At 59.8% G+C, this 25,697-nt stretch carries 26 protein-coding genes; 19 read left to right on the top strand and 7 right to left on the bottom strand.

What is annotated here, in order from left to right:
• Nucleotides 1-48: 48 nt before the first annotated feature.
• Genes H2O17_RS08220 through H2O17_RS08205 form a run of 4 tightly spaced genes read left to right on the top strand, consistent with a single transcriptional unit; the run spans nt 49 to nt 4,135 of the window.
• Nucleotides 49-450 carry a YraN family protein gene (locus H2O17_RS08220; protein ID WP_182049245.1) on the top strand — a complete coding sequence of 134 codons (402 nt, stop codon included), beginning with the start codon at nt 49-51 and terminating at the stop codon, nt 448-450.
• Nucleotides 447-1,967 (top strand): YifB family Mg chelatase-like AAA ATPase, encoded by a 1,521-nt coding sequence (locus tag H2O17_RS08215; protein ID WP_182049244.1) that lies wholly within the window; start codon nt 447-449, stop codon nt 1,965-1,967. The genes H2O17_RS08220 and H2O17_RS08215 overlap by 4 nt, the downstream gene beginning before the upstream one ends.
• On the top strand, nt 1,954-3,189 hold the full coding sequence (gene dprA / locus H2O17_RS08210; protein WP_182049243.1) for a DNA-processing protein DprA: 1,236 nt from the start codon (nt 1,954-1,956) through the stop codon (nt 3,187-3,189). The genes H2O17_RS08215 and dprA overlap by 14 nt, the downstream gene beginning before the upstream one ends.
• 28 nt (nt 3,190-3,217) lie before the next feature.
• Nucleotides 3,218-4,135, top strand: a complete 918-nt coding sequence (locus H2O17_RS08205) for a tyrosine recombinase XerC (RefSeq protein ID WP_182049242.1) — start codon at nt 3,218-3,220, stop codon at nt 4,133-4,135.
• A gap of 6 nt (nt 4,136-4,141) precedes the next feature.
• On the opposite strand, the gene H2O17_RS08200 is transcribed toward H2O17_RS08205, so the two are convergent.
• The gene (locus H2O17_RS08200) at nt 4,142-4,702 is read right to left on the bottom strand and encodes a M23 family metallopeptidase (protein WP_182049241.1); all 561 of its coding nucleotides are present in this window, start codon (nt 4,700-4,702) and stop codon (nt 4,142-4,144) included.
• Nucleotides 4,703-5,163: 461 nt separating this feature from the next.
• Between H2O17_RS08200 and rpsB the strand changes: the two genes are divergently transcribed.
• Together rpsB and tsf are read left to right on the top strand one after the other, a co-directional pair.
• On the top strand, nt 5,164-6,060 hold the full coding sequence (rpsB, locus tag H2O17_RS08195) for a 30S ribosomal protein S2 (protein ID WP_182049240.1): 897 nt from the start codon (nt 5,164-5,166) through the stop codon (nt 6,058-6,060).
• Between the two features lie 23 nt (nt 6,061-6,083).
• Nucleotides 6,084-6,932: a translation elongation factor Ts gene (gene tsf / locus H2O17_RS08190; protein ID WP_182049239.1), complete on the top strand. Its 849-nt coding sequence runs from the start codon at nt 6,084-6,086 to the stop codon at nt 6,930-6,932.
• A 60-nt stretch (nt 6,933-6,992) separates the two neighbouring features.
• Here tsf and H2O17_RS08185 read toward each other — a convergent pair whose 3' ends face one another.
• Nucleotides 6,993-8,351 carry a PFL family protein gene (locus tag H2O17_RS08185; protein WP_220456738.1) on the bottom strand — a complete coding sequence of 453 codons (1,359 nt, stop codon included), beginning with the start codon at nt 8,349-8,351 and terminating at the stop codon, nt 6,993-6,995.
• Nucleotides 8,352-8,359: 8 nt separating this feature from the next.
• Nucleotides 8,360-8,629 (bottom strand): ACT domain-containing protein, encoded by a 270-nt coding sequence (locus H2O17_RS08180; protein ID WP_182049238.1) that lies wholly within the window; start codon nt 8,627-8,629, stop codon nt 8,360-8,362.
• A 252-nt stretch (nt 8,630-8,881) separates the two neighbouring features.
• Between H2O17_RS08180 and pyrH the strand changes: the two genes are divergently transcribed.
• From pyrH to H2O17_RS08130, 10 genes are all read left to right on the top strand, one after another.
• Nucleotides 8,882-9,643 (top strand): UMP kinase, encoded by a 762-nt coding sequence (pyrH, locus tag H2O17_RS08175; protein ID WP_182049237.1) that lies wholly within the window; start codon nt 8,882-8,884, stop codon nt 9,641-9,643.
• A 10-nt stretch (nt 9,644-9,653) separates the two neighbouring features.
• On the top strand, nt 9,654-10,211 hold the full coding sequence (gene frr, locus H2O17_RS08170) for a ribosome recycling factor (RefSeq protein ID WP_182051000.1): 558 nt from the start codon (nt 9,654-9,656) through the stop codon (nt 10,209-10,211).
• A 4-nt stretch (nt 10,212-10,215) separates the two neighbouring features.
• On the top strand, nt 10,216-11,094 hold the full coding sequence (locus H2O17_RS08165; RefSeq protein WP_182049236.1) for a phosphatidate cytidylyltransferase: 879 nt from the start codon (nt 10,216-10,218) through the stop codon (nt 11,092-11,094).
• Between the two features lie 166 nt (nt 11,095-11,260).
• Nucleotides 11,261-12,478, top strand: coding sequence for a dual-specificity RNA methyltransferase RlmN (rlmN, locus tag H2O17_RS08160; RefSeq protein ID WP_182050999.1), 1,218 nt, complete (start codon nt 11,261-11,263; stop codon nt 12,476-12,478).
• Nucleotides 12,471-13,019, top strand: coding sequence for a DivIVA domain-containing protein (locus H2O17_RS08155; RefSeq protein WP_182049235.1), 549 nt, complete (start codon nt 12,471-12,473; stop codon nt 13,017-13,019). Before rlmN ends, H2O17_RS08155 begins: the two co-directional genes overlap by 8 nt.
• Nucleotides 13,016-14,296, top strand: a complete 1,281-nt coding sequence (dxr, locus tag H2O17_RS08150) for a 1-deoxy-D-xylulose-5-phosphate reductoisomerase (RefSeq protein ID WP_182049234.1) — start codon at nt 13,016-13,018, stop codon at nt 14,294-14,296. The genes H2O17_RS08155 and dxr overlap by 4 nt, the downstream gene beginning before the upstream one ends.
• A 19-nt stretch (nt 14,297-14,315) precedes the next feature.
• A complete protein-coding gene (locus tag H2O17_RS08145) occupies nt 14,316-15,611 on the top strand; it encodes a M50 family metallopeptidase (protein WP_182049233.1) in 1,296 nt (431 codons plus the stop codon).
• Nucleotides 15,612-15,806: 195 nt separating this feature from the next.
• Nucleotides 15,807-16,952, top strand: coding sequence for a flavodoxin-dependent (E)-4-hydroxy-3-methylbut-2-enyl-diphosphate synthase (gene ispG / locus H2O17_RS08140; protein WP_182050998.1), 1,146 nt, complete (start codon nt 15,807-15,809; stop codon nt 16,950-16,952).
• A complete protein-coding gene (locus H2O17_RS08135; RefSeq protein WP_246311201.1) occupies nt 16,906-17,832 on the top strand; it encodes a GNAT family N-acetyltransferase in 927 nt (308 codons plus the stop codon). The genes ispG and H2O17_RS08135 overlap by 47 nt, the downstream gene beginning before the upstream one ends.
• Nucleotides 17,833-17,931: 99 nt before the next feature.
• On the top strand, nt 17,932-19,707 hold the full coding sequence (locus H2O17_RS08130; RefSeq protein ID WP_182050996.1) for a proline--tRNA ligase: 1,776 nt from the start codon (nt 17,932-17,934) through the stop codon (nt 19,705-19,707).
• 52 nt (nt 19,708-19,759) lie between these two features.
• Here the strand turns inward: H2O17_RS08130 and H2O17_RS08125 are convergent, their stop codons facing one another.
• Genes H2O17_RS08125 through H2O17_RS08115 form a run of 3 tightly spaced genes read right to left on the bottom strand, consistent with a single transcriptional unit; the run spans nt 19,760 to nt 22,576 of the window.
• The gene (locus tag H2O17_RS08125) at nt 19,760-20,578 is read right to left on the bottom strand and encodes an AAA family ATPase (RefSeq protein WP_182049232.1); all 819 of its coding nucleotides are present in this window, start codon (nt 20,576-20,578) and stop codon (nt 19,760-19,762) included.
• A complete protein-coding gene (locus H2O17_RS08120) occupies nt 20,575-21,972 on the bottom strand; it encodes a Mu transposase C-terminal domain-containing protein (protein ID WP_182049231.1) in 1,398 nt (465 codons plus the stop codon). Before H2O17_RS08120 ends, H2O17_RS08125 begins: the two co-directional genes overlap by 4 nt.
• Nucleotides 21,973-21,979: 7 nt before the next feature.
• Nucleotides 21,980-22,576, bottom strand: a complete 597-nt coding sequence (locus H2O17_RS08115) for a recombinase family protein (protein WP_182049230.1) — start codon at nt 22,574-22,576, stop codon at nt 21,980-21,982.
• 193 nt (nt 22,577-22,769) lie between these two features.
• Here H2O17_RS08115 and cmtR point away from each other — a divergent pair, with 193 nt between their 5' ends.
• Nucleotides 22,770-23,129: a Cd(II)/Pb(II)-sensing metalloregulatory transcriptional regulator CmtR gene (gene cmtR, locus H2O17_RS08110; RefSeq protein ID WP_038992393.1), complete on the top strand. Its 360-nt coding sequence runs from the start codon at nt 22,770-22,772 to the stop codon at nt 23,127-23,129.
• A complete protein-coding gene (locus H2O17_RS08105; RefSeq protein WP_182049229.1) occupies nt 23,126-23,728 on the top strand; it encodes a cadmium resistance transporter in 603 nt (200 codons plus the stop codon). Before cmtR ends, H2O17_RS08105 begins: the two co-directional genes overlap by 4 nt.
• Nucleotides 23,729-23,957: 229 nt before the next feature.
• On the opposite strand, the gene H2O17_RS08100 is transcribed toward H2O17_RS08105, so the two are convergent.
• On the bottom strand, nt 23,958-24,929 hold the full coding sequence (locus tag H2O17_RS08100) for a hypothetical protein (protein ID WP_182049228.1): 972 nt from the start codon (nt 24,927-24,929) through the stop codon (nt 23,958-23,960).
• 166 nt (nt 24,930-25,095) lie between these two features.
• On the opposite strand from H2O17_RS08100, the gene H2O17_RS08095 reads away from it, so the two are divergent.
• Nucleotides 25,096-25,689, top strand: coding sequence for a ribosome maturation factor RimP (locus H2O17_RS08095; protein ID WP_182049227.1), 594 nt, complete (start codon nt 25,096-25,098; stop codon nt 25,687-25,689).
• The last annotated feature ends 8 nt before the right edge of the window (nt 25,690-25,697 follow it).

The raw sequence follows: 25,697 nt of genomic DNA, 5'->3' as shown, positions 1-25,697 counted from the left end.
ATTTTCGCGCGCCGACGACGGCGTCGTGGGGTCGCGTTGTATTGACGCATGACTTCGAAACTCGACCATATTCCCGCCTTTCCGGTCAACGGATCAACGCATGAAATCGGTGCATGGGGCGAATCCTTAGCGTGCAAGCATCTAGAGGCACGCGGTTTTCTCATCCTGGACCGCAATTGGCGCACGCGGTATGGCGAGCTTGATGTTGTGGCATGGAGTGAACCTGACGCCACGCTCATTGCGGTAGAGGTGAAGACTCGCCGCGAGGGCGGTCAGGTTCCCGCAGTTCTTGCCATCTCGCGTCAGAAGGTTTCGCGCCTACGCTCCATGCTCGGCCAATGGCTGGCCGTGCATGAGGTTCGTTCGTCGGCTCTTCGAGTTGATCTTGTGGCCGTCACTGTTAATGATGCCGCGGGATGGTATCTGGAACACATTGAGGCGATCGCATGAAGTTCGGCAGTGCCCGCGCCGCCTCAGTCATCGGAGTTGAGGGCCGTCCCGTACTGATAGAGGCCGCACTTCTCTCCGGCCTACCGGCATTCACCGTGGTAGGACTTCCCGATGCGGCAGTGACTGAATCGCGTGAACGCATCAGATCGGCATTCGCTGCGGCCGGTGTCACCTTTCCGCAGAGCCGCATGACGGTCAACCTTTCGCCAGCTGACACGCATAAATCGGGAACAGGCTTCGATCTGGGCATCGCGGTGGCGATTCTCCAGGCCATGGGTGGTCGCTTCTCCAAAGATCACACCATGTTTGTGGGGGAGTTAGGCCTCGATGGTTCGGTGAGGCCCGTGCGCGGTGTGCTGCCAGCTGCTCTGTGTGCCGCACGGGAAGGCGTTACGTGCCTATTCGTGCCATACGGGCAAGCTGCGGAGGCGGAGCTTGCCCAGGTGGATGTGAAAGAGGTGTGGCATCTTGCCCAGCTCGCTCGTTCAGCCGGTGTGGATGCACGTGCGGTGCCACCTCCGCCGGCTGGGGCACCAACTCGAAGCAGCGAGCAGAAGGTAGCTCCCGACCTCAGCGAGGTTCGCGGCCAGGAGGATGCCAAGCTAGCGCTCGAAGTAGCTGCTGCAGGTGGCCATCACCTTCTCATGACTGGTCCTCCGGGAGTAGGAAAATCTATGTTGGCTTCGCGTCTGCCAGGTCTCCTGCCCAAACTCACTGCAGCGGAAGCGGTCGAAGTGGCAACCATTGAATCGTGCCTCGCGGAGTTCTCTGGAACGCTACCCACACGCGCTCCGTATGCTGCACCCCATCACTCGGCGAGTGCCTCAGCGTTAATTGGGGGAGGGTCCGTCCCACGCCCAGGCGCAGTGTCGCGCGCGCACTGCGGCGTTCTCTTCCTCGATGAACTGCCAGAGTTTCCTCAGGGTGTTCTCCAAGCGCTTCGGCAACCCATGGAGTCGGGGGAGGTTGAGATCCATAGAGCACGAGCGATGGTTCGGTTTCCGGCGCGATTTCAGCTGGTGGGCGCTGCCAATCCATGTAGGTGTGGCCGGTACTTTGATGGACCCGGCGCGTGCACGTGCTCTTCGCGAGACCGCAGGGAGTATTTCCGGCGGATCGGTGGGCCAATCCTCGATCGTTTCGACCTCAACATCGTGGTGCGGCGATTGACCCGCAGCGAGCTGGCTGCCGATGAAGGGGAAGCAACTGCTCTGGTGGCACAACGCGTCTCGGAAGCTCGCGATCGCCAAGCAGTCCGGTTCAATGACCAGCCGTGGTACCGCAATGCGGATGCCAAAGGCTCGTGGTTAAGGCGCAATACACAGGTTCCGGCATCGGTAGCACGGTCGCTTGACCGTGCAATGAATGAGGGACTCGTGTCACTTCGCGCGGTTGACAAGATCTTCAGGATCGCGTGGACATTCGCCGATCTTTCGGGCCATCGCAATCCCAGTGCACAGGACTTTCAGCAAGCGTTTGTATACCGAGTTCAAGGAGGATTCAATGGGGCATTCTGAGACGATTACGAGCAGTAACCTCAACGGCGTCCCAACCGCTTCTCCTTCGCTTCTGGCGACGGGTGATGATGTATCTCTGGCGACGGGTGATGATGTATCTCTGGCCATCGACGACGAGCGCCGCGCAGCCATGATCTGGACACGCCTGGCCGAAGGTGAGGATCACGCTGCAGTCCAACTCGTTGAGAAGCTTGGCTATGCGGGTGCTTTGGATTGGCTCTGCACGGCTATGGACTCCGGAAACACTGCACCCGCGATGAGGGCGCACGTTGAGCGGTGGGCGAATCGCGTCGATGAAGCTTCCTTTGATCGGGATAGGGAACGGATCGAACGTATCGGTGGGTTCATGTATCCGGGAGACTCGCGTTGGCCGGAACAACTCAATGATCTAGGAATGCAGCGACCACTTGGGTTGTGGTTCCAAGGCGATCGCGCGGCGCTCGAGCGAGTGCAGCTCGCGATGGTAGGTTCCCGGGCGGCCACCTCGTATGGGACTCGGATGGCTAGCGAAATCGCGTGGGGAGTGACCGAACGCGAATTCGGAATCGTCTCAGGCGGGGCATTTGGAATCGATGCCACCGCTCACGCAGCATGTGTGCGGGCACAAGGGCGAACCGTTGTGGTATTCGCTGGTGGGGTAGACAAACCGTATCCAACTGCTAACGCCGGGCTATTCGGAGAGGTCCTCGCGACTGGTGGGTTGTTTCTTTCGGAGAACCCGCCAGGCTCAGCTCCACTTCGTCATCGGTTTCTTGGCCGTAACCGCATTATTGCCGCACTTGCAAAGGCCTGCCTTGTGGTTGAGGCTCCCTATCGATCGGGTGCATTGTCCACCGCACGGCATGCCCTGAGTATTGGCAGAGACGTGGGCGCCGTACCCGGCCCAGTGACGTCGCCATGTTCGGCAGGATGCCATCGTCTCCTGCGCGAAGGGGCACAGTGCGTCACCACCACCGCTGAGGCAATTGAAATGCTGGGCTACGAGTATGGAACAAGCGAGCAGCTTGGTCTGCCTATCCCCGCAGCACATGACGACCCAATGAGCGGAGACCCAGTTACGGTGCGCGTTCGCGATGCGCTTCCCAAAATGCGCCCTGCGCCGCCGCCACGAATCGCGCAGCTGGCTGGAGTGGGGCTATCTGCCACGCTGAGTGCCCTGGGCGCCTTGGAGATGGCTGGAGTTGCAGAGCAAGTTGGAGGATTGTGGCGATTGAGCCGCTAACGTTGCAGGCCGGAATATGCTTGGGGTCATGCAAGCACGCATTGAGGAGTTATTGGACGGCTACCAACGCGAACTCGGCCCCCGCCGCGGATTGTCAGATCTGACGGTGGAGGCATACATTCACGAGGCACGTTCACTCCTTGAGTACCTCGCGGCCTCTGTTGGGCTAGAACCACATGATCCACTCAATCTGGAAAACCTAGAGCTAGCAGATGTCAGGTCATGGCTCGCTCGTTTCCAGCGAGCAGGCCAATCGCGCTCCACTCTTGCACGCCACGGTGCCTCGATCAGAACATTTTGTTCGTGGCTATATCGGTCTGGATACTCCGGCCAAGACGCCGCCGCACGGCTAAAGTCTCCCCGGCCAGACAACGAGCTTCCGCACGTTCTCAGCCAAGACCAGGCGCGCCACCTACTCAACTATGCCCACGAACGCGCAAAGGCAAACGATCCCGTCAAGGTTCGTGACTGGGCTGCCGCGGAGTTGCTCTACGCCTCCGGGCTACGGATCAGCGAGCTGTGCTCACTGGACGTGGCCTCGCTCGGTGCAGACTCAACCGTGAGGGTGATAGGAAAAGGAAACAAGGAGCGCATCGTGCCCTATGGCGTTCCCGCCACCAGAGCGCTCATGAGGTATCTGGACCTGCGCCCGGGGCTGATTAAATCGCCCACGAAGGCACTATTCCTTGGTGTCCGTGGGGGGCGAATGAACCCGCGCCAGATGCGAGAAGTGGTGCACCGTTTGGCTGCGGAGGCTGGGGTACCAGACATCTCTCCACACGACCTGCGGCATTCGGCCGCCACACATCTCTTGGAAGGCGGTTCAGACCTGAGAACCGTCCAGGAGATACTGGGCCACAGCTCGCTCCAGACAACTCAGCGCTACACACATGTGAGCGCTGAACGCCTACGCAGTGCATTCAGCCAGTCGCATCCCCGGGCCTGATCAGCCCTACTCCCACAACCGGATCTCCACGGGTTCAATGAGGCCGAGCGGGTCGATGTACACGTCACCTGGGAACTTGGCTCCCCAGTGCAGTACGGGAAGTGGCCCAAGATGGCCGAGCACGAGTGTTCCTATCACATCCCCCGTATCCACGAGATCGCCTGTGCTCACAGATGGATCCACGGGCTCATAGGTGGTGCGCAGGCCATTGGCATGCGCAAGAGAAATCACGCTGCGATCGTTGATCCGACCAGCGTAGATCACCACACCGCTACCCGCAGCTAGGACATCTTGGCCTTCTGACATTGCCAAATCCACACCTCGATGCCCGGGTTTCCACGGTTGTTCAGGATTATCAAAGCCGCGAATAACGGGCACTTCGCTGCCGCTCGGCCAATCAAACGAACTGGATTCCCCAGCTATCGCCATCGTGGCCGTGTCCCTCTCTGGGCCCATGACGTGGACAACGCTGGAAGAATGATCACCTCCCGAGTGGTCAACAGTCACAGCGGCATCAAGAGACGAGATGGCTAAGCAGAGAGCGAGCATGGCTAGATTGAGCTTCATGGCATCAGCATGAAGGCGATCGGCCAGTGCCTGGGCAGACGCACGAATGTGTGTGGATGGGCAACCCCCAAGCCTGCGATGGGGAAAGCGGAGAACACGTTGTTCCGTCGTGGCGGGCCGGCGAACCCTCACGGACGTATTGGGAATAGGAAGCTGGAAAACCAACCAGCTACCAGTTCTTCGGAGGTGATCCGTGATAATCCGAGCAGAATCGCGCAAATGTTGCCAACACCACCGCATCCATCCAGAACTGCGGTAGAGCGTGAAGGACAACTGCGGGTAGGCTGGTCGGGCAGTCGGCGTAAGCTGGCTGACTTCGCGCGCCCAGAACCATTCCAATGGCTCGGATGCATCGGTCCCAGGTAATGGGAAGCATCCGTGTGGGCGCTAGGGCGCTGAGCAACCCTGCCCAGCGTGTCAACCGAATGCGCACAACAATGTGCGCGCTAGAAAGGACGACCATGGCCGTCGTTACCATGCGCCAGCTGCTTGAAGCTGGCGTCCACTTCGGGCACCAGACCCGCCGTTGGAACCCGAAGATGAAGCGTTTCATTCTGACTGAGCGCAACTCTATCTACATCATCGATCTCCAGAAGACCGTTAATGACATCAACCGTACGTACGACTTCGTCAAGGAGACAGTCGCACACGGTGGCAACATTCTTTTTGTCGGCACCAAGAAGCAGGCTCAGGTCGCTATCCGGGAGCAGGCAGAGCGCGTTGGTATGCCTTACGTGACTGAGCGTTGGCTCGGCGGCATGCTCACCAACTTCCAGACCGTTGCTGGCCGTATTCAGCGCTTGCGCGAGCTCGAGCAGATTGATTTCGACGACGTCGCCGGTTCCGGTCGCACGAAGAAGGAACTTCTCATGATGCGTCGCGAGAAGGAAAAGCTTGACCGCACACTTGGTGGCATCCGCGATATGGGCCGCACTCCTTCTGCAGTGTGGATCGTTGACACCAACAAGGAGCACTTGGCCGTTGCCGAGGCGCACAAGCTCAACATCCCCGTCGTGGCCATCCTCGATACCAACTGCGATCCTGACGAAGTCGATTTCCCGATTCCGGGTAACGACGACGCCATTGGTTCGGTTGGCCTCCTGACCCGCGTTGTTGCCGATGCAGTTGCTGAAGGCCTCCTCGCTCGTGGCGCATCCCTAGGCGAAGCTGTTGAGCAGCCTATGCCGGAATGGGAGCGCGAGATGCTTGAGAACGCTGAAGAAGCGGCTGCCCCGGCAGAAGCTAAAGAAGCAGTTGCCGCAGTTCCAGCTGAAGAGGCTGCACCTGCAGTCGAAGATGCGGCCGCACCTGCTGCTGAAGAAGTTGCTACCGAGACCGCCCCGGCCGAGCAGGCCTGAGAGATCCAAGGAAGAATACGTACATGGCAAACTTCACTGTTGCTGATGTCAAGGCTCTGCGCGAAAAGACTGGCGCAGGCATGATGGACGTCAAGAAGGCTCTCGACGAAGCGGATGGCAACCTCGCCCAAGCTGAAGAGATCCTTCGCGTTAAGGGCCTCAAGTCGATCGCTAAGCGCGAGGGACGCACCGCTTCAAACGGTCTCGTCATTTCCAGCGTTCAGGATGTGGCTGACGGCCAGCGTGGCATTCTTATCGAGATCAACGCTGAAACCGACTTCGTTGCGAAGAACGAAAAGTTCATCGGCATGGCAGATGAGATCCTCGAAGCAGCCGTCGCAAGTGGCGCTGATTCAGTTGATTCTCTGCTTGCTGCTGAACTCGGCGAAGGCACCGTCAAGGACCGTGTTGATGGCTTGGTTGCCATCATCGGCGAGAAGATGGAAGTCTCTCACGTCGAGGTTCTGACCGGCGAGCATGTGGAAGCATACATGCACCGCACTAACCCTGACCTCCCGCCGCAGGTTGGCGTTCTCGTGGCCACCTCGGCTGCAGGCGCTTCTGTTGCACACGATGTGGCTGTGCACATCGCTGCAATGAGCCCGAGCTACCTGGACATCGCTTCGGTCCCACAGGACGTGGTGGATAACGAGGTTCGTATCGCAACCGAAACGACCATTGCGGAAGGCAAGCCTGAGAAGGCTGTTCCCAAGATCGTCGAGGGCCGCATGCATGGCTTCTACAAGTCAGTGGTTCTGCTTGAGCAGGGCTTCGCACGTGACCCTAAGGTTTCCGTTGGCAAGGTTGTCAAGGATGCTGGTGGCGAGGTTACCGGTTTCATTCGCCTTCGCGTAGGCGCTGAAGCAGCCTGAGCTTAGACACATAAAGTTGGGGCCCAGCCAATTGGCTGGGCCCCAACTTTGTCTCAAGCTCTAGTTTCTAAAGCCGTGCACCGGTGATGGAATGATCCCACCGCGGGCCATGAAGGCCGCCGATGAATAGGGACTGACGGCCATAACGGGAGCTTTGCCTAACAATCCGCCAAATTCCACCATGTCGCCCTCCTTAGTTCCAGCTGCTGGAATCACGCGAACGGCTGTTGTCTTGTGGTTCATGATTCCGATTGCGGCTTCGTCAGCGATCATGCCGGCGATGGAGGACGCCGGGGTGTCACCCGGTACTGCCACCATGTCCAGACCAACGGAGCAGATTGCAGTCATGGCTTCGAGCTTTGAAAGCGTGATTGCGCCCAATGCGGCGGCTTCAATCATTCCTTCATCCTCAGAGACCGGGATGAAAGAGCCGGAGAGTCCTCCAACGCGCGAACAGGCCATTAGGCCGCCCTTCTTCACAGCGTCATTAAGGAGCGCCAGCGCGGCAGTCGTGCCGTGTGCACCCACGCGTTCCAACCCCATTGCTTCAAGGGCACGGGCCACTGAGTCCCCAACCTCTGCGGTCGGAGCCAAAGAGAGATCGACGATGCCGAACTGTACCCCAAGACGTTCGGCAGCTAACCGCCCAACTAGTTCGCCCATGCGAGTGACTTTGAAGGCGGCTTTCTTCACGGCCTCTGCGACGATATCGAAGGGTTCTCCATCTACTTCGTCAATTGCGCGCTTGATTACGCCGGGCCCAGAGACTCCAACGGAAACAACACAATCGGGCATCTCGACTCCGTGGAAGGCGCCAGCCATGAAGGGGTTGTCTCCCACGGAGTTTGCAAACACCACAAGCTTTGCAGCGCCGAGGCCACCGGGGGTGGCGTGCGCGGCGTCGACAACTACTTGCCCCATCTTGGCAACGGCATCCATATTGATACCTGCTCGCGAGGAACCGATGTTCACTGAGGAGCACACGATGTCGGTAGTGGCCAATGATTCTGGGATGGACTCCATAAGGTGAGTCTCAGCAGCGGTGGACCCCTTCTCAACGAGCGCTGAGAAGCCGCCAATAAAGTCCACACCAACGGCTTTGCCCGCGCTGTCGAGCATGCGTGCCCACGGCACGAGATCAGTTTCACCTGAGGCTGCCGCCACCAAGGAAATGGGTGTGATCGAGATACGCTTGTTGATGATCGGAATGCCCAGTTCGGCTTCGATGCCTTCACAGACTATGACCAGATTGGCCGCACTGGAAGTGATGCGATCGTAGCAGCGCTTGCGCGCCTTTTCGCCGTCGGAATCTGCGCAATCTAGCAGGGAGATTCCCATCGTGACTGTGCGGATATCTAGGCGATCTTCCGCGATCATGTTGATGGTCTCAAGAATGTTTTCAGCTGTGTCCATTGCCATGATGTGCCTCAGAGCTTGTGCATGGCGTTGAAGATCGCCTCAGATTGGATTCGGATCTCTAGACCCTGTGCTTCTCCTACAAGACGCATGGCATCCTGCAGCTGGGCCAGTGGAGTCTCTGTTTCTTCGAAGTCCACCTGGAGAATCATTGTGAAGTAGTCGCCCATCAACGTCTGAGAGACATTTGTGATGTTGGCTTTCTTCTCCGCAAGGCCGGTGGCAACAGCCGCAATGATGCCGGTGTGATCAAGCCCGGTAACAGTCATAATCGCTCGCATGGCCCAATTCTCGCACGGCAGTGCTTTCGAACTGGAACTGGGCCGCCGATTGGAAGAGTCGTTCCGGCGGGGGACCATGACCAGTAGCTCTTGTGAGATGACTGCCGCTGCGAAACAGACGCTGGTGGGCACCGGGGCTCTGGCCGCGCACGCGGACGCGGATATGCAAAGAGTTATGGGTGGCGCTGATACGCTTGTAGATCGAGGGCCTCAACTGCGCAGACCCGCGAAGCATGTTCTGGAAGGAATCCGATGGCAAGCCCGGTTCTTGGCGATCTTAACCACGACCAAACTCGACGAGTTCTTCTCAAACTCTCCGGAGAGATGTTTGGAGGCGGGGCTGTAGGCCTAGATGCCGATGTCTTGACCCGAGTTGCTGCTGAAATCGCGGAGGCAGTTCGCGAAGGTGTGCAAGTGGCCATCGTGGTTGGAGGTGGCAATTTCTTCCGCGGAGCTGAACTGCAACAGCGCGGGATGGACCGGGCGCGCGCCGACTACATGGGCATGCTTGGAACCGTGATGAATGCCATCGCTTTGCAGGACTTCATTGAAAAGACAGGCACTCCCGCACGCGTCCAGACAGCCATCCAGATGACTCAGGTTGCTGAACCCTATGTTCCGCTTCGCGCGATTCGACATCTTGAAAAGGGCAGGGTGGTCATATTCGGAGCCGGTGCCGGTATGCCCTTCTTCTCTACAGATACAGTTGCCGCGCAGCGCGCACTCGAACTGCATTGCGATGAGATCTTGGTTGGCAAGAACGGGGTGGACGGCGTCTACACCGCTGATCCGAAGTTGTATCCGAATGCGGTGAAGCTTGATCAGCTGACCTACCAAGAGGCGTTGGTAGATGGCATTAGAGTGGTTGACGCCGCAGCATTCTCACTCTGCCAAGAGAACGCACTGGCCATGAGGGTCTTTGGAATGGCCGAAGCCACAAACGTAACGCGTGCGCTCAAAGGGGAGAAGATCGGTACCCTTGTCTCGGCACACAAACTCGAACTGGAGAACTGACATGAGTGAAATGATTGATGAGGCCCTCCTCGACGCTGAGGAAAAGATGGAGAAAGCTGTTGAACGGGCTCGCGAGGATTTTGGCAACATTCGCTCTGGCCGTGCGAATGCTGGCATGTTCAGTGGCATCCTCGTTGACTACTACGGCGCACCTACTCCGCTTCAACAGCTCGCGTCTATTGCGATCCCTGAAGCTCGCACGGTACTGATCTCTCCGTTTGATCGCAGTGCGCAGGCAGCTATCGACAAGGCGATCCGCGAATCCGATTTGGGTATTAATCCGACCGACGACGGCAACGTGCTGCGGTGCGTTTTGCCTCTGATGACCGAGGAACGGCGCCGCGACTACGTCAAAATGGCAAAGACCAAGGGCGAAGAGGCACGAGTCTCGGTGCGTGGTGTCCGGCGTAAGGCTAAGGATGCCCTCGACAAGATTAAGAAAGACGGCGATGCCGGTGAAGACGAGGTCAAGCGTGGCGAAGATGAACTTGAATCGCTCACGAAGCGCTTCGTAGAGCAGATCGACAAGTTACTCGAGGCCAAGGAGAAGGACCTTCTCGAGGTCTGAGAGCATGCCCGCGTCATTCTCTTCACTGTGGGCGCGGATTAGTCCGCGCCCACCCAGACCGCCAGAGCAGTCCAACTCAAAGGCGGGCCGTAACCTGAAAGCTGCGGTGCCAACGGCACTTGTCCTGCTTGCAATCGTTGCTTTGGCTGTGCTCGTCAAGATCGAGTTCTTCGTCGTGGTGATCGCACTGGCTTTGTGCATTGGAATGTGGGAGGTTGCGGGCGCATTTATGACTCGCGACATCCATATCTCCATCTTTCCGTTGTGGATCGCCACGATTGCGATGGTTAGTGCCACATGGTTCGGGGGACTAGCGGTTGGGCTGACGGTCTTTCTCTTATCCTGTGGCGCCATATTCATCCTTCGTGTGCGGGACGGGGAGAAGCGCTCGGGGTGGGACGCTGTGGCTTCCATCTTTGCTCTGGGATGGATATCGATGCTCGGATGCTTCGCTGTAGAGCTCGCCTCCTTGCCTGATGCTCCGTGGCTGGTAGCGCTTCTCATTCTCATGCCGGTGGCTAATGACACGGGTGGTTGGGCATTTGGAGTCTTGTGGGGCAAGCATCCGATGAGTCCTAGGATCTCACCAAAGAAGTCGTGGGAGGGCTTTGCGGGTTCGCTCGTCGTGGCGTTCGTCGTGGCCTTTGTTCTGGTCGTGGTGGCACTTGGCAAACCGTGGTATCTCGCGGTTTTGGTGGGAGCTGTGGCGGTGGCGTGCGCAACGCTCGGTGACCTCTCGGAGTCCATGCTCAAGCGCGAACTCGGGGTTAAGGACATGGGCACGATCTTCCCAGGTCACGGTGGAATGCTGGACCGCATCGACTCGATACTGATGTGGGCGCCGTTCTGCTGGCTCATCATGTATCCAACGATCGTTTCCTGAACGCGAGTACTGCCACATCCCCAAAACTACCTAGACGTGGGAGAATGTTGTAACTATGGCTTCTCAGTCTTCTCATTCCCTTTCCCACTCCACCACTACGTCTGATGCGGCATCAGCCCCCCAACCGGAGGTCAGCCGATCCGTCACCAAAGTGAACCGGCAGGTGATGCCCGCGGTGGAGTCCGGCCCCCGTCCGGTCTTTACGATGACTCCGGCACGCAAGGGCAAGCCACCCACGCACCTCGCTGATCTGAGCGTGGCTGCCAGAAAGAAAGCCGTGGTAGAAGCGGGTTTCCCTGCATTTCGGGCAGATCAGCTTTCCCGTCATTACTTTGAGCGCCACGAGGCTGACGTCCTGAGCATGACGGACCTCCCGTCTTCTTCACGGGAGGAGATCACACAGACCTTCTTCCCAAAGCTGCTCACTAGGGTCCGAGACCTGAATGCAGACAACGGCCAGACCATCAAATCGCTGTGGAGCCTGTTTGACGGCGCCATGGTGGAGACCGTGCTTATGCGGTATCCGGGTCGGGCCACACTGTGTATTTCCTCCCAGGCCGGCTGCGGAATGGCTTGCCCGTTCTGTGCAACGGGTCAAGGTGGGCTCACGCGCAATCTCTCAACAGCAGAGATCGTTGAGCAGGTTCGCTTGGGTATGGTTGCGGCAGAATCTGGTGAGCTGGGTGGAGGCCCCACCCGGGTCTCCAACATTGTGTTCATGGGCATGGGTGAGCCGCTAGCCAACTGGCGCCAGGTGCAGGCTGCTCTCCACCGGCTGATTGAACCGGCACCATCTGGGCTTGGGCTTTCCGCTCGCAATGTGACGGTCTCTACTGTTGGGATGGTTCCACTCATCGCCAAATTGGCGGACGAGGGCTTCCCCGTCACTCTTGCGGTGTCGCTTCACGCCCCTGACGATGAGCTTCGCGACCCCCTGATCCCATTGAACTCCCGGTTCAAGGTAGATGAGCTGTTGGATGCCGCGCGGTTGTATTTCGTCAAAACCGGCAGGCGAGTTTCGATTGAGTATGCACTCATTCAGGACATGAACGATCACAAGTGGCGTGCGCAATTGCTGGCCGACAAGCTCAATAGCCGCGGCCACGGCTGGGTCCATGTCAACCCAATTCCGCTCAATCCCACCCCCGGATCGATCTGGACGGCGAGCCTGCCAGAAGTCCAGCAGACGTTCGTGGATACTCTTCTTGATGCGGGTATTCCGACCACAGTTCGTGACACCCGCGGATCTGACATCGACGGCGCGTGTGGCCAATTGGCAGCGGAAGTTGTTCATACCTCGGCGCGTGCCCAAAAGGCCGCGGCAGCAGCAGAAGCAGTGATGGCTTCGCGCCACAACGAAGAGGAGGCTCAACGCGGTGAGTGAGGATACTTTCGAGCGAGTCGGTAGGGTCAAGTGGGGATACAACCCCGCTCAAGTTGACGAGTTCTTGGCGCTGGCCAAGGAAGCGTACGGCAACCCTTCCCTCAGCGGTTTCGACGAAGGAACAGTGCGGAACGCGGCATTCGACCGTAGCCGCCACGGATATGTTCCTGATGAAGTTGACGCCGCGCTCGATCGCTTGGAAGCTGCCTTCATTAAGGCCAAGCGCGCACGTATCGTTGCCTCATCCGGTGAAAACGCCTGGCTCAACGAAACATATTCGGATGCGAAGAGCCTGTACCCGCGCCTACTGCGTCCACGTGGAGAGCGCTTCAAGGATGCCGAACAGTGGGGATACAAGAAGGAAGATGTTGACGCCGTTATTGATCGGTTAGCTGACTACTTCGATGGCAAGACCGAACTCTCATCCCAGGAACTGAGGGCATGCGTCTTCGAGCAGTCGAAGAAGTCCAAGGCCTACGATCCTGCGGTGGTGGACGTCTACTTAGAACGCGCCATGTCTGTTCTGGTGGCGGTTGAATGACAGCCACACGGCGGCCGCGCGGGGTCGTCATATTGGGTTCCACTGGTTCCATTGGAACCCAGGCACTTGATGTCATCTCCCGCAATGAAGAGGATTTCGTTGTGCTTGGCTTGGGTGCCGGCGGCGCTCAGGTTGCCCTCCTCGCAGAGCAAGCAGCACGGTTCCATGTTCCGGCTGTGGGCGTCGCCTCCGAGCGCGCACGGGGAGAGCTTGATCAGGCACTGAAGTCGGTTGGTCATCGCGGCGCCAGTATCTTTGCTGGCCCAAACGCCATGGCAGATCTCGCCTCCCAGTGGAATGAATATGGGCGCGAGGCCCTTGTTTCTGTTGGTTTGAACCAACCCATTGCCGACGACGTCGTCGTCCTCAACGGAATCACTGGTTCCGTTGGTCTGGTTCCAACCCTCGCTGCGCTTCGTAGTGGGGCGTTGCTGGCACTGGCAAATAAGGAGTCGCTCGTGGTGGGCGGGGGGCTTATTGCCGATGCAATGACACGCCCAGGCCAGATTGTCCCGGTAGATTCGGAGCATTCAGCCATTGCTCAGGCGCTGCGTTCTGGGGTTCACCACCGTGGTTTGACCTCCTCACTTCAGGATGGAGCGAGTGAGGTTCGGCGCATCATCCTGACGGCGTCCGGCGGCCCTTTCCGGGGCAAACACCGTCGCGAGCTCGGTTCGGTTACTCCACAGCAGGCTCTCAATCACCCAACCTGGGCGATGGGCCCCGTTGTCACAATCAACTCATCAACCCTGATGAACAAGGGCCTCGAGCTTATTGAGGCGGCCTACTTGTTTGATGTGCCTCCGGTAGACATCATCCCGGTGGTGCATCCCCAATCTGTTGTTCATTCGATGGTTGAGTTTCGCGATGGTGCCACGGTTGCCCAAGCTTCGCCGCCGGATATGCGGTTGCCGATCGCTCTGGGGTTGTCTTGGCCTGAGCGCCTTTCGGATGTCAGTGTTCCCAACAGTTGGGCAAGCCCAGTGAACTGGACATTTGAGCCTCTGGATCTGGAGACGTTCCCGGCAGTATCTTTGGCACGGCATTCGGTGGCCACATCGGCGCTGCACCCCGCGGTTATGAATGCGGCGAATGAGGAATGCGTTGCCGCCTTTCTCAATGGGCAGATTGGCTACCTTGATATTGTCGATACGGTAGAAGAGGTTCTGGGAGAATTCACAGCTCCCCAGTCCACCCTTGATCTTGAAACAGTGCTGGGCACTGAGGATTGGGCGCGTCATCGCGCGCATGATGTGATGACAAGGCGCGCACGCTAGCGCGCGGAACGGGTGACTGATGGCCCTGCTAGGGATTCTTTTTCTCATCGTCGGGCTGCTGGTCTCGGTTGGACTACACGAACTCGGCCACCTCATTCCGGCAAAGAGATTTGGCGCGAAAGTCTCGCATTACTTCATCGGATTCGGCCCCACATTGTGGTCAACCTACAAGAACGGCACCGAGTACGGCATCAAGGCCATTCCTTTGGGCGGATTCGTGCGAATCTCGGGAATGCTTTCTCCTGGGCGGGCCAGCCGTCGCACCGTTGGCAGTGATGGAAAGCCAACGATGGCGGAGGAAGCCCGCCAGCAGAGCGCTGCGGAGCTGGAAGAAGGCGAGGAGTCCCAGGCATTCTGGAGGCTTTCTGTACCCAAGCGCATCGTGGTGATGTTTTCCGGGCCCTTCGTCAATCTCCTTCTCGCCGCCTTGTGCATGGCAGTGGTTATGTGCGGAATTGGTTCCGGAGTCGCGTCTAATCAGCTCTCCGCGGTTCAAGCGTGCGTCACTACTTCTTCGGAGTGCACGGATTCGGATCCGGTATCGCCTGCCTCGGCCGCAGGTCTGCAGGCTGGAGACGAGATTGTTTCCTGGGGTGGAGTTGCCGTTTCCGATTGGGCCGATATTCAGCGTGAGATCGCGGATGGCGGTACGGAATCAGCGCCCGTCGTGGTCGTTCGTGACGGTGAGGAACTCACGCTGACGGTCCAACCAGTTGAGACCGAACGCCCACAATACGATTCTGACGGAAATGCTGTGACCGACGACGACGGCAACGCGGTTACGGCCTCGGTGCCTTACGTTGGGATCTCACCGGCCTACGCATTGGAGCGTCAGAGCATCACCAGTGTTCCGGGCTCGGTGTGGAGTTTGGCCACTGGCACTGCCGCAGTGGTGGCGCGTTTGCCTATGGAGTTGTGGAACACTGGCGTGGACCTCGTAACGGGCGCTGATCGCTCGACTTCGGGAGTGATTGGGATCGTGGGGGTTGCGGACGTCGCGGGATCGATCACGTCTGTCCAATCCGATCAATACACGTTGGTGGCGCGCATCGGTGATCTCCTCATGCTCATTGGCTCCCTGAACATGAGCCTCTTCATCTTCAACCTCATCCCGTTGCTTCCCCTTGACGGAGGCCACATCCTTGGCGCGCTCTATGAAGGTGTGCGGAGGCAGTTTGCAAAGCTGCGCGGCAGGCCGGATCCAGGACCCGTGGACATGGCGCGGGCACTGCCGCTGAGCTACGCGGTGGCGGTCTTCTTCGTTCTCATGACAGTGTTCCTTGTTGTAGCCGACATCGTCAGCCCGGTTATCTAGCGCGGGTGTTTGTTATTGGCATATCTGCCGATGGCAGACCCACTGCCGGCGTTTTTGAGCGCTGCGCCCAAGGAAAGAGGCGTTTCTTGGGCGCCGGTGGCGCTGGGTGAGGGACCAGTGACACGTCACAACAAGCAAGGGTCCACATTGTTGGAGCAAAGTGGAATACTAGTCCGCGTGAGTATTGCACTTGGTATGCCGTCCGTTCGTCCTGAGCCGCAGGTCCTTGCCCGTCGCAAGAAGACCCGGCAGATCCATGTTGGAAACATCGCTGTGGGTGGAGATGCGCCCATTTCGGTGCAGTCGATGACCACCACCAAGACATATGACATCGGGGCTACCCTTCAGCAAATCGCGGAGTTGACCGCAGCTGGATGCGACATCGTGCGCGTGGCCTGCCCAACGGATAAGGACGCGGAGGCGCTGCCAATCATTGCGAGGCAGTCTCGCATTCCAGTCATTGCGGATATTCATTTCCAGCCGAAGTACGTCTTTGCGGCAATCGAAGCCGGCTGCGGCGCTGTTCGCGTGAATCCAGGCAACATCCGCAAGTTTGACGACAAGATCGCAGACATTTGCAAGGCGGCAAGTGATCACGGAACCTCGCTGCGTATTGGCGTGAACGCTGGGTCGCTTGATCCGCGCATCCTCAAGAAGTACGGTTCAGCAACTCCCGAAGCCCTCGTTGAATCGGCAGTCTGGGAAGCCTCACTGTTTGAAGAGTGCGGATTCCACGATTTCAAGATCTCCGTTAAGCACCATGACGTTGTGACGATGGTTCAGGCTTATCGCATGTTGGCTGAAGCTGGCGATTGGCCACTCCACCTTGGCGTGACTGAAGCTGGCCCCGCCTTCCAAGGCACCATTAAGTCCGCAGCGGCGTTTGGCGCACTGTTGGCCGAAGGTATCGGCGATACGATCCGCGTCTCACTTTCCGCGCCTCCTGTGGAAGAGGTCAAGGTTGGTTCCAAGCTCCTAGAGTTCATGGGCCTGCGTCCCCGCAAGCTGGAAATCGTCTCATGCCCCTCCTGTGGCCGCGCTCAAGTTGACGTGTGGACTCTGGCGGAGAGTGTTGAGGAAGGTCTCAAGGGCATTACCGCACCGCTGCGCGTAGCCGTCATGGGCTGTGTTGTTAATGGTCCGGGGGAGGCGCGTGAGGCTGATCTAGGATGCGCTTCTGGAAACGGAAAGGGCCAAATCTTCGTCCACGGCAAGGTTGTCGAAACCGTACCTGAAGCAGACATCGTTGAGACCCTTCTTCGCTACGCGAAGAAGATGGCTGATGAGATGGCTGATGACGCGGACGGAGCGCAAACCGGTGTCGACGTCGTCGCGTACTGACACATCTGGATTCGACATTATGCGATGGCCAGGGAGGTCTGCGACGACTCTTCGAAGGTTGTACGGAATTGATCGCCCGAAAGCGATCGAGTTCCTGGATCGTGATCCAGTCAATTCCGTGCTCGCTCGCGCCAATCTGGACAATGCGGGTATCGGCGCTATGAGTGCGCTTGGACTGTTTGACAATCCGAGGCATTCGATCAGTGCGCTCTCGTGGGATTCCGGAAACGTCATTCCCTTGGGATTTGATGATTTTGGCTTAGACTTACTCGCTGATTCGTTGCTTTCCCGATCTAGAGTGTGTTCATCGCTCGTTGGACCGGCACAACAAGTGTTGGGCCTGTGGGAGCGGCTGGAACCCGAATGGGGGCCCGCTCGCGATGTCAGAGCGCGCCAATACTCCATGGTTATTGAAGAGCCATCTTTGGTTGAGCCTGATCCGCTGGTTAGGCGCGCCACCACTTCCGAGCTTTCGCTCGTATTTCCCGCTTCAGTCGCGATGTTCACGGAGGAAGTGGGTTATGATCCCACTCTCTACGGGAGTTCATACCGGCGCCGTGCGGAGGATCTGGTCTCCAACGGGCTGACCTTCATCAAGCTTGGGCCGGATCCGGACGGCGTGCATGAACGCGTGATCTTCAAAGCAGACGTGGGCGCATTGGCTGGTGGTGTGGCACAAGTTCAAGGGGTGTGGACTGCACCGGATCTGCGCGGGCAGGGCCTCGCGACCCACGCCATGGCAGCCGTTGTGGCTCAGATTCTGGCCACCTTGGCACCAACAGTTTCGTTGTACGTCAATGACTTCAACACAGCAGCTGTGGCCGTGTACCGCAAGGTGGGGTTCAAGGCTGTGGAAGATTGGGCCACGATTCTCCTGTAACCAGTGGGTGGCCTCACCCGAGCTAGCGGGTGGCCCCAGTCGGGCTGGGACTGAGCCGGATACTGCTCATGGAGCTTGTATGCTTGGTCCGTGCTGAAAATGTCATCTCTCTTTGTTCGCACCCTGCGCGAGGATCCCTCGGATGCAGAGGTTGCAAGCCACAAGCTTCTGGTTCGTGCCGGATATATCCGCCGCGCCGCTCCCGGTATCTACACGTGGCTTCCTCTGGGCTTGAAGGTTCTACGGAAAGTGGAAGCCGTGGTCCGTGAGGAAATGGACCGTTCTGGTTCTCAGGAAGTACTGTTCCCTGGCCTGCTTCCACGCGAGCCGTACGAAGCGACGAACCGTTGGACCGAATACGGTCCCACCTTGTTCAAGCTGAAGGATCGCAAGGAAGCCGATTACCTGCTGGCTCCAACACACGAAGAGATGTTCACACTCCTCGTGAAGGATCTCTATTCCTCCTACAAGGATCTTCCCCTTTCCTTGTACCAGATCCAGACCAAGTATCGCGATGAGGCGCGGCCGCGCGCTGGCATCATTCGCGCTCGCGAGTTCGTCATGAAGGATGCGTATTCCTTTGATATCGACGACGCTGGTTTGGACGCCTCGTACAACACGATGCGAGAGACGTACCAGCGCATCTTCAATAGGCTTGGCCTGCCATACGTCATCTGCTCGGCGGTTTCGGGCGCCATGGGAGGTTCGCGCTCTGAGGAGTTCCTGTTCCCGTGCGAGATCGGTGAGGATACCTTTGTTAGGTCGGCTGGTGGATACGCGGCTAACACTGAGGCTGTCACCACTCCGCCACTTCCCGAGCTGGACTTCTCCGATGTGCCAGCTCCTGAGGTTGTGGAGACACCCGATGCCACCACGATTGATGCACTTGTTGAGGTGTTCAACGCTCAGCGCCCGCGCAGCGTAGCTTGGCAGGCTTCGGACACTCTGAAGAACGTTGTGGTGGTAGCAACGTCTCCGGAAGGCGGGCGTGAGCTATTGGTGATCGGAGTTCCAGGCGACCGCGAGGTCGATATGAAGCGGGTGGAAGCCGCCTTGAGCCCGTGCGAAGTTGAGATGGCTGGCCCAGAGGATCTCGAAGCCTTCCCTGAGTTGGTGCCGGGATACATTGGTCCTCAGGTCATTGGACCGCAGTCCGATCGTCGAGGGGACGCATCCGAAGAGGACGCTCCTGTGCTGCGATACCTGCTGGATCCGCACGTTGCGCGCGGTTCGGCGTGGATCACGGGCGCAAACGCTGCGAATGAGCACGTGTTCAACCTTGTGTATGGCCGGGATTTTGAAGCCGACGGTCAGATCGAGGCTGTAGCGGTGCGCTCGGGCGACGAGGCACCGGACGGATCCGGAGCTCTCGAGATCGCACGTGGCGTTGAAATCGGCCATATCTTCCAGCTCGGACGAAAGTATGCCACGTCCCTTGGTCTTACCGTTCTCGACCAGAACGGCAAGACTCAGATCGTGACGATGGGTTCGTACGGCGTGGGCGTCTCGCGCGTCATGGCGGCGCTTGCCGAGGTTAATCACGACGACGTCGGCCTCATCTGGCCAGCCGCTATCGCACCGGCCCACGTTCATGTGCTGGCCACGGGCAAAGACGAGGAAGTGTTCTCAACCGCAGCAAGCCTCAGCGCTGAACTCGAAGCCGAAGGCGTCGAGGTCCTTTTTGATGATCGCAAGAAGGTCTCCGCTGGGGTGAAGTTCGCTGACTATGAGCTGCTCGGAGTGCCTTTTGCCATCGTTGTTGGCCGTGGCTTGAAGAATGGGGTAGTCGAGGTCAGGGACCGCCGCGAGGGTACCTCGGTGGAGGTACCGGTGGCCGAAGCGTTGGCCAAGTTCCATGAGGTCTCGGGGCTCTAGGTGTGACTTCGTCTGCTGAATGGCGGGGTTCTTCGGTCGCTTCGTGGCGGGGTCAGGTGACACCGATGACCAGGGTGCTCTGTGCGGCTTCGATGACGTCGTTGGTGATGGTGTCGAGTTCGTTGATCTTCAGGACCCGCTGGATCTGGGGGAAGAGGCGTTCGAGGAGCCGGAAGTTGTCGCGGGTGATCCGTGCGATGGCTGCGATGGCTTGGGCGTCGGTGAAGTCGTCGGGGTCGAGGGTCTTGCCGAGGGATCGCCAGTGTCGCTCGAGGACGAACAGCAGTTCGTCTTGTCCCAGGGGCCGGTACTGGTGGGCGAAGCCGACTCGGCTGTAGAACTGGGGGTAGTGGCTGAACTGCTTCTCCAGGCCGGGCATGCCGATCAGGATCAGGGCGATGTCGTCGCGGTCGTAGCGATCGCGCAGCAGTTCCAGAGCGGCGGGACGCAGTCGTTCGGCCTCGTCGACGATGATCAGCTCCACGTAGTTCCTGCCGTGTCGCCATCCCCAGGCCTCGGGAGTGGCCGTGCCGGGAGGTACGAGGTGCTGCTCGATGCACATGTTGGTGCGGGTGATGGCTTGGGTCAGCTCGTCCTTCAGGGTCCGCGGGGTGGTCAGCACGCTGGGGGTGTAGAGCACGGTGCGGCTCCGGTTCAAGGCGGCGTAGATCTTGGCGTCGTTGTCGGAGCGCGGCCCCCAGTAGGTCAGCAGGTCATGAGCCTTCTCGTAGTGTGCGTAGCGGCGTGCGGAGAGTGTCTTTCCTACGCCGGCTGATCCGAAGCACAAACCGATGGTGTGCCCGCGGCGCACGGCGTCGGCGAACTCGGTGAAGCGGCGGTGCTCCTTGGTGACGATGAAGCGCTGGCTCACCTGAGGTCCTCCTTGTAGATCTTCAACGCCGACCTCGGCGCCGGAGTCGGTGCTTCGGTGATCCGTGGCGTCTCGGTAGGTGCGGCCACGAGGGCGATGCGTTCGTTGATGCCGGCTCGCAGCGCCCGGCGGCGGGCGTTGCGCGCGGCCTGGATCTCCTTGAGGCTGACCTTCTGGTCGTGGTGCTCTTGGTTGACGGCCTTGCAGACGAATTCGTCGTGATCGAAGACGCGGATCTCGGTGATGTCGCGGGGGTCGTAGCGGATCACGACCGAGCGTCCGACGTAGCCGGCCAGAGTTGGGGAGACGTAGCGCAGGCCCTGGAAGCGGATGCCATCGCGGCGCACGACGCGGGTCTTGGCGACGGTCAACAGCAGTCTGTCGAGGTCTTCCAGGCTCTCGGGCATTCGGGGCAGCCAGCCGTCGGCGATCCACGCGCTGCGCGGGGAGGTTCCGAGCTCGCTGTGCGTGCGGTCGTTGTAGGTGGCCACGAACGCCTCCAGGGCGCTATCGAGGGCGGCCAGGGACAGTTTCGGTGTCGGCCAGGGGTGCCCTTCGGTGATGTGTCCGGGCAGGGTGGCGAGTAGCTCGGTGTTGATGGTGCCGAAGAACCGCTCGATCTTGCCCCGTCCCTGGGGTCGGGCGACGGTGGAGTGGATCAGTCGGATGTGGAGGTCGACGGCGGTGTGGGCGAGCTGGTCACTGGTGAAGTCGCTGCCGTGGTCGACGTAGAGCACGTCGGGCAGGCCGCACATCGGCCAGGCCGGGTCGGTCTTGTGCCAGATCGCTTGGCGCAGCGCCAGGGCGGTGTTCATCGCCGACGGTGCGCCCAGGAAGATTGTGTAGCCGCAGACCGCCCGGGAGCAGTCGTCGAGGATCGTTGTCAGCCATGGCCGTGCGGGCTTGCCGTCGGTGCCCACCACCAGGATGTCGAGCATGGTGTGATCGGATTGCCACATCGCGTTGGGCAGCTCTGCTTGCCGGCGGAGCACCAGCTCGTGCTTGTCGCGGTAGGACGCTGCGCCCTCCAGGGCGAGGGTGACCATGCCGGGATCCAGGGTCCGCACGATGTCCCACACCACCGAGTAGGAGGGGACCGGCCATCTCCGGGCGGCGCAGATGCCGGTGACTTTGCGGTGGATGGTGGCGATGGCCGGCCGCGGCTTGCTCAGTGCCAGGCCCTCGATCAGGTGGACGAGGTCGGGCGGAAGGCGGCGGGAGCCGGTGTCCGCTCGTGAGGCTGTCTCCAGTCCGGCGTAGCCGTCGGCGCGGTAGCGGGCGTGCCAGCGCTCCAGGGTCCGCAGCCCTACATCGGTCTCGCGAGCTAAGCGCGCGAGGGGCACCTGGTCCTCGACGTGGAGCCTGAGGATTCGCCACCGCGCTCGAGCGTCCACGACGCACCTACTGCAAGGCGTTCTCGCTCCCGCGCTCGGCGCGCTGAAGGGCGCGGTAGACCGTGGAGCGGCCCACGCTGAACAGCTCGGCCAGCTCGCCCACGGTGTGCTCGTCGGCGGCATGTAGCTGGACGAGGTGAGCTTCTTGCCGGGGGGTGAGTTTCGGTGACTTCCCGCGCAGCCGGCCCTTGGCCTTGGCGACCTTCATCCCCTCGCGGGTGCGGGCACGGATGAGGTCGGCTTCGAACTCGGCGACCACCGCCAGCACGTTGAACAACAGTTTCCCCATCGGGTCGGTCGGGTCGTACACCGATCCGGCGATGCTCAGCTTCACTTCCCGCGCCGCGAGGTCGTCGGCGATCTGGTGGGCATCACGGACTGAACGCGCCAGCCGATCGAGCTTGGTGACCACGAATGTATCGCCGTCCCGACAGGCAGCCAGCGCCTGCCGCAGGCCCTCACGGTCGGCGTTGCGGCCCGTGAGCCCGTGATCGACGTAGATGCGCTTGGGATCGACGCCGAACGCCGCGAGTCCGTCACGCTGCGCGGTCAGGTCCTGCTCGTCGGTGGAGACTCGGGCATAGCCGACCTTCAAGGGGGACATGCTCCCCAGTGTGTCATATAGCCTCCCTTCACCGGACAGTTCACCGGACGGGTCTTACGGGACAGCCCGCCAGGCGTGCCGTCGTTCCTCTCGATAAGTAGCGGTGGTGTCCGGTGAGGGTTCCCCTTACGGGCATGCGATCTGGGCTGACGCCTGTGGCCGAGTGTTCAGTGTGTGCTGTATAGTTCAGTCCATGCTGACTATTGCTTCGCGTCTCGACGTGATGAACCGCCTGGGTCGTGCACTGGCCGACCCCACTCGATCCCGGATCATCTTGACCCTGCTCGACCATCCCGCTTACCCGGCGGAACTGGCCCGAGATCTGGACCTGACACGCCCGAACGTGTCCAACCACCTGGCATGCCTGCGCGATTGCGGGATCGTCGTCTCCGAGCCCGAGGGTCGTCGGACACGATATGAGATCGCCGATTCGCACCTGGCGCAGGCGCTGACGGCACTGGTCGATGCCACCCTGGCAGTGGACGAAGACGCCCCGTGCATCGATCCCGCCTGCTCGCTTCCCGGATGCGACGCAGCTGGGGTGGGCGCATGATCCTCACCTCGGTCTTGCATGCGGTGGGCCTGTTCGCAGCGACCAACATCGACGACATCATCGTGCTCTCCCTCTTCTTCGCGCGAGGGGCAGGCCAGCGCGGCACTACCGCCCGCATTCTGGCCGGCCAGTACCTCGGATTCGCCGGCATCCTCGTCGCCGCGGTCCTGGTGACTATCGGTGCCGGAGCATTCCTGCCCTCGGCAGCCATCCCGTACTTCGGTCTCATCCCTCTGGGCCTCGGCCTCTGGGCCGCATGGCAGGCCTGGCGCGGAGACGATGACGACGATGACGACGAGGTCAAGGTTGCCGGCAAGAAGGTCGGCGTGTGGACAGTCGCAGGCGTCACCCTTGCCAACGGCGGCGACAACATCGGCGTCTACACACCTGTCTTCCTCAGCGTGGAACCTCTCGCAGTAGTCGCCTACTGCATCGTCTTCCTCGCGCTCGTCGCGGTCCTGGTGGCCCTGGCAAAGTTCGTCGCCACCCGCCCCCCGATCGCCGAAGTGCTCGAACGCTGGGAGCACATCCTCTTCCCCATCGTTCTCATCGGCCTCGGCATCGTGATCCTCGTCAGCGGCGGAGCCTTCGGACTCTGACGTAGCGGCAGCGATCCAAACGGCCCCGACCGGGCGCACCCCTCTCGGTTCAGACCGCGACACCTACCTGCAGCCAGTCCTGCGTGATCGCGGCAACAAGACCGCCACGGAGCGCTGCAAAAACCCCGCCACCAAGCGAACGAAGCCACACTCTAGGCGCTAGAGGCTTCAGGTAAACATGAAGGCGGGGCAGGAGAATTCTCCTGCCCCGCCTTGCCGCGCCGAGGATTCAGTTTGAGGCGTCAGCTATGGAGAAGGTGGAGCGTTCACCTGATGAGAGGTAGAGCGAGCAGGTGTATCCGAGGATGGCTTGCCGCCCATCGGAATCGGCTTGCGCCGAGGCGTTCAAAAGCTGGCTGCTCAGCTTGCCCAATGCGACAGAAGTGAGCGTCTCCTTCTCTGCTAGGTCAGGGTATGCAGCGAATGCTTCCCGGGAGTCCTTGGTGCCCGTTTCAAGGATGGCTTCCTCGAATCGACTGACGGAGTCGATTCGAGCCAGTTGATCGTCACGATCTCCTACAGCCATGTTGGACGCATCGGTTTCGAACCACTGGCGCGCGGCATCGGCCACTTCGAGAGTGGTCTCGCTGGCGGCGGCGCTGCCAGCGGCGTTGATGGTGAAGTCCCAGCAGCCCGGAGAATCTACGCCTTCAGTGTTTGCGAGGTCGATGGCAAGGAATCTGCTCAGAAGGGCAACCGCGTTATACGTGGCGCGGTCGCTTTGAGCGGCGTTATCACTGGCGCTGAGAGCCGCGTCAGAGAGCTCAACTAGCTGGGAAACAAGGTCAGCACTCGTGACATCCGCTGGAGCAGCCGTATTCACCGGATCGTTGGTGTACCCGGAAGGTGCGCCGCTCGGCCACGCAACCCATACGCCACCCAGCACGTCGGTGATTTCGGCGGCGCCCGCAGCGACGGTTGCAAAAGTCTCATTATTCGCGTCAGCGCTGGCAAGTGAGGTTGCTGAACTCTGCGCTATCGCAGCCAACTCTGCCACGTCCTGGCGCGCCACTTCCGCCGTGAAGGGAGAATCTGGAGTTGCGTTCTGATTGTCGAATCTGGCTCCCATGGCGGCCAACACACCAGCAAAGATGGCGATTCCGACAATCGCAGAACCGGCAAATCGCAAGGCCGAACCGTTGTATATGGGCTTTGTTGGCACCGAATCGGGGGCCTCAGGCAGTGAGTCAGAGTTGTGCACATAACAATCTTGCCATGGAGGGTCGCAGATGCAGCGTTCGTATGGCGTGTTGGCCGCGGTTGAGGCCTGCCCATGCACACCTTTCGTCGTGAGGATGGATTGGTGCTAGGCAACTGCGCAAACCAAGCGTTGCCGTCTGACCCGCTCGGGCAGGTACGCTAAAGGCATGGCACAATCCTCGAAGAATCCGCGTCCGAAAGGCAAGCAAGCCAAACGGCAAGATGCGCGCGGCAAGCATCGAAATGATGCAACCGCATCCGTTCATACCAACAGCAAGGCATTGAGCGACCGCATCTGCGCAGAGGTCAAGCCAATTGTTGAATCTCATGGGCTCTACCTCGAACAGGTCAAGGTTGGGCGCCAATCACGCGGTGCGTTGGTGAGGGTCACGGTTGATCTTCCAGCCGGTCCCGGTGGTGTGGATTCTGAAACATTGACTGACGTTTCGCGGGCACTGTCCGTGAGACTGGACGACGTCGACTTGGTTCAAGGTGCCTACAACCTCGAGGTGTCAACGCCTGGAGCAGAACGTCTTCTCACTGAGCCACGTCACTACTCTCGTTCGATCGGGCGTCTGGTGGCTTTTCGGCTGACAGATGGATCCACGCTCGATGCTAGAGTAGTCAGCCTTGATGGTGACAAAGTCACTGTGGAAGGTGGCGCCGTTACTTCTATCGCCATGAGCGATATCGCCAGGGCCCGGGTCCAAGTGGAGCTTGGCCGGGTACAGGATGCAGATCTTCCGGAAGATGAGGACTAGGAGACCAT

The sequence above is a fragment of the Changpingibacter yushuensis genome (assembly GCF_014041995.1).
GTDB lineage: Bacteria > Actinomycetota > Actinomycetes > Actinomycetales > Actinomycetaceae > Changpingibacter > Changpingibacter yushuensis.
The sequence above is the reverse complement of the archived record's forward strand: the minus strand, read 5'-3'. Positions and strand labels throughout refer to the sequence as shown.

Coding starts and splice junctions, on each gene's coding strand:
- H2O17_RS08220 (WP_182049245.1), top strand. CDS start 49: ATGACTTCGAAACTCGACCATATTCCCGCCTTTCCGGTCAACGGATCA.
- H2O17_RS08215 (WP_182049244.1), top strand. CDS start 447: ATGAAGTTCGGCAGTGCCCGCGCCGCCTCAGTCATCGGAGTTGAGGGC.
- dprA (WP_182049243.1), top strand. CDS start 1,954: ATGGGGCATTCTGAGACGATTACGAGCAGTAACCTCAACGGCGTCCCA.
- H2O17_RS08205 (WP_182049242.1), top strand. CDS start 3,218: ATGCAAGCACGCATTGAGGAGTTATTGGACGGCTACCAACGCGAACTC.
- H2O17_RS08200 (WP_182049241.1), bottom strand. CDS start 4,702: ATGAAGCTCAATCTAGCCATGCTCGCTCTCTGCTTAGCCATCTCGTCT.
- rpsB (WP_182049240.1), top strand. CDS start 5,164: ATGGCCGTCGTTACCATGCGCCAGCTGCTTGAAGCTGGCGTCCACTTC.
- tsf (WP_182049239.1), top strand. CDS start 6,084: ATGGCAAACTTCACTGTTGCTGATGTCAAGGCTCTGCGCGAAAAGACT.
- H2O17_RS08185 (WP_220456738.1), bottom strand. CDS start 8,351: ATGGCAATGGACACAGCTGAAAACATTCTTGAGACCATCAACATGATC.
- H2O17_RS08180 (WP_182049238.1), bottom strand. CDS start 8,629: ATGCGAGCGATTATGACTGTTACCGGGCTTGATCACACCGGCATCATT.
- pyrH (WP_182049237.1), top strand. CDS start 8,882: ATGGCAAGCCCGGTTCTTGGCGATCTTAACCACGACCAAACTCGACGA.
- frr (WP_182051000.1), top strand. CDS start 9,654: ATGATTGATGAGGCCCTCCTCGACGCTGAGGAAAAGATGGAGAAAGCT.
- H2O17_RS08165 (WP_182049236.1), top strand. CDS start 10,216: ATGCCCGCGTCATTCTCTTCACTGTGGGCGCGGATTAGTCCGCGCCCA.
- rlmN (WP_182050999.1), top strand. CDS start 11,261: ATGCCCGCGGTGGAGTCCGGCCCCCGTCCGGTCTTTACGATGACTCCG.
- dxr (WP_182049234.1), top strand. CDS start 13,016: ATGACAGCCACACGGCGGCCGCGCGGGGTCGTCATATTGGGTTCCACT.
- H2O17_RS08145 (WP_182049233.1), top strand. CDS start 14,316: ATGGCCCTGCTAGGGATTCTTTTTCTCATCGTCGGGCTGCTGGTCTCG.
- ispG (WP_182050998.1), top strand. CDS start 15,807: ATGCCGTCCGTTCGTCCTGAGCCGCAGGTCCTTGCCCGTCGCAAGAAG.
- H2O17_RS08135 (WP_246311201.1), top strand. CDS start 16,906: ATGACGCGGACGGAGCGCAAACCGGTGTCGACGTCGTCGCGTACTGAC.
- H2O17_RS08130 (WP_182050996.1), top strand. CDS start 17,932: ATGTCATCTCTCTTTGTTCGCACCCTGCGCGAGGATCCCTCGGATGCA.
- H2O17_RS08115 (WP_182049230.1), bottom strand. CDS start 22,576: ATGTCCCCCTTGAAGGTCGGCTATGCCCGAGTCTCCACCGACGAGCAG.
- cmtR (WP_038992393.1), top strand. CDS start 22,770: ATGCTGACTATTGCTTCGCGTCTCGACGTGATGAACCGCCTGGGTCGT.
- H2O17_RS08105 (WP_182049229.1), top strand. CDS start 23,126: ATGATCCTCACCTCGGTCTTGCATGCGGTGGGCCTGTTCGCAGCGACC.
- H2O17_RS08095 (WP_182049227.1), top strand. CDS start 25,096: ATGGCACAATCCTCGAAGAATCCGCGTCCGAAAGGCAAGCAAGCCAAA.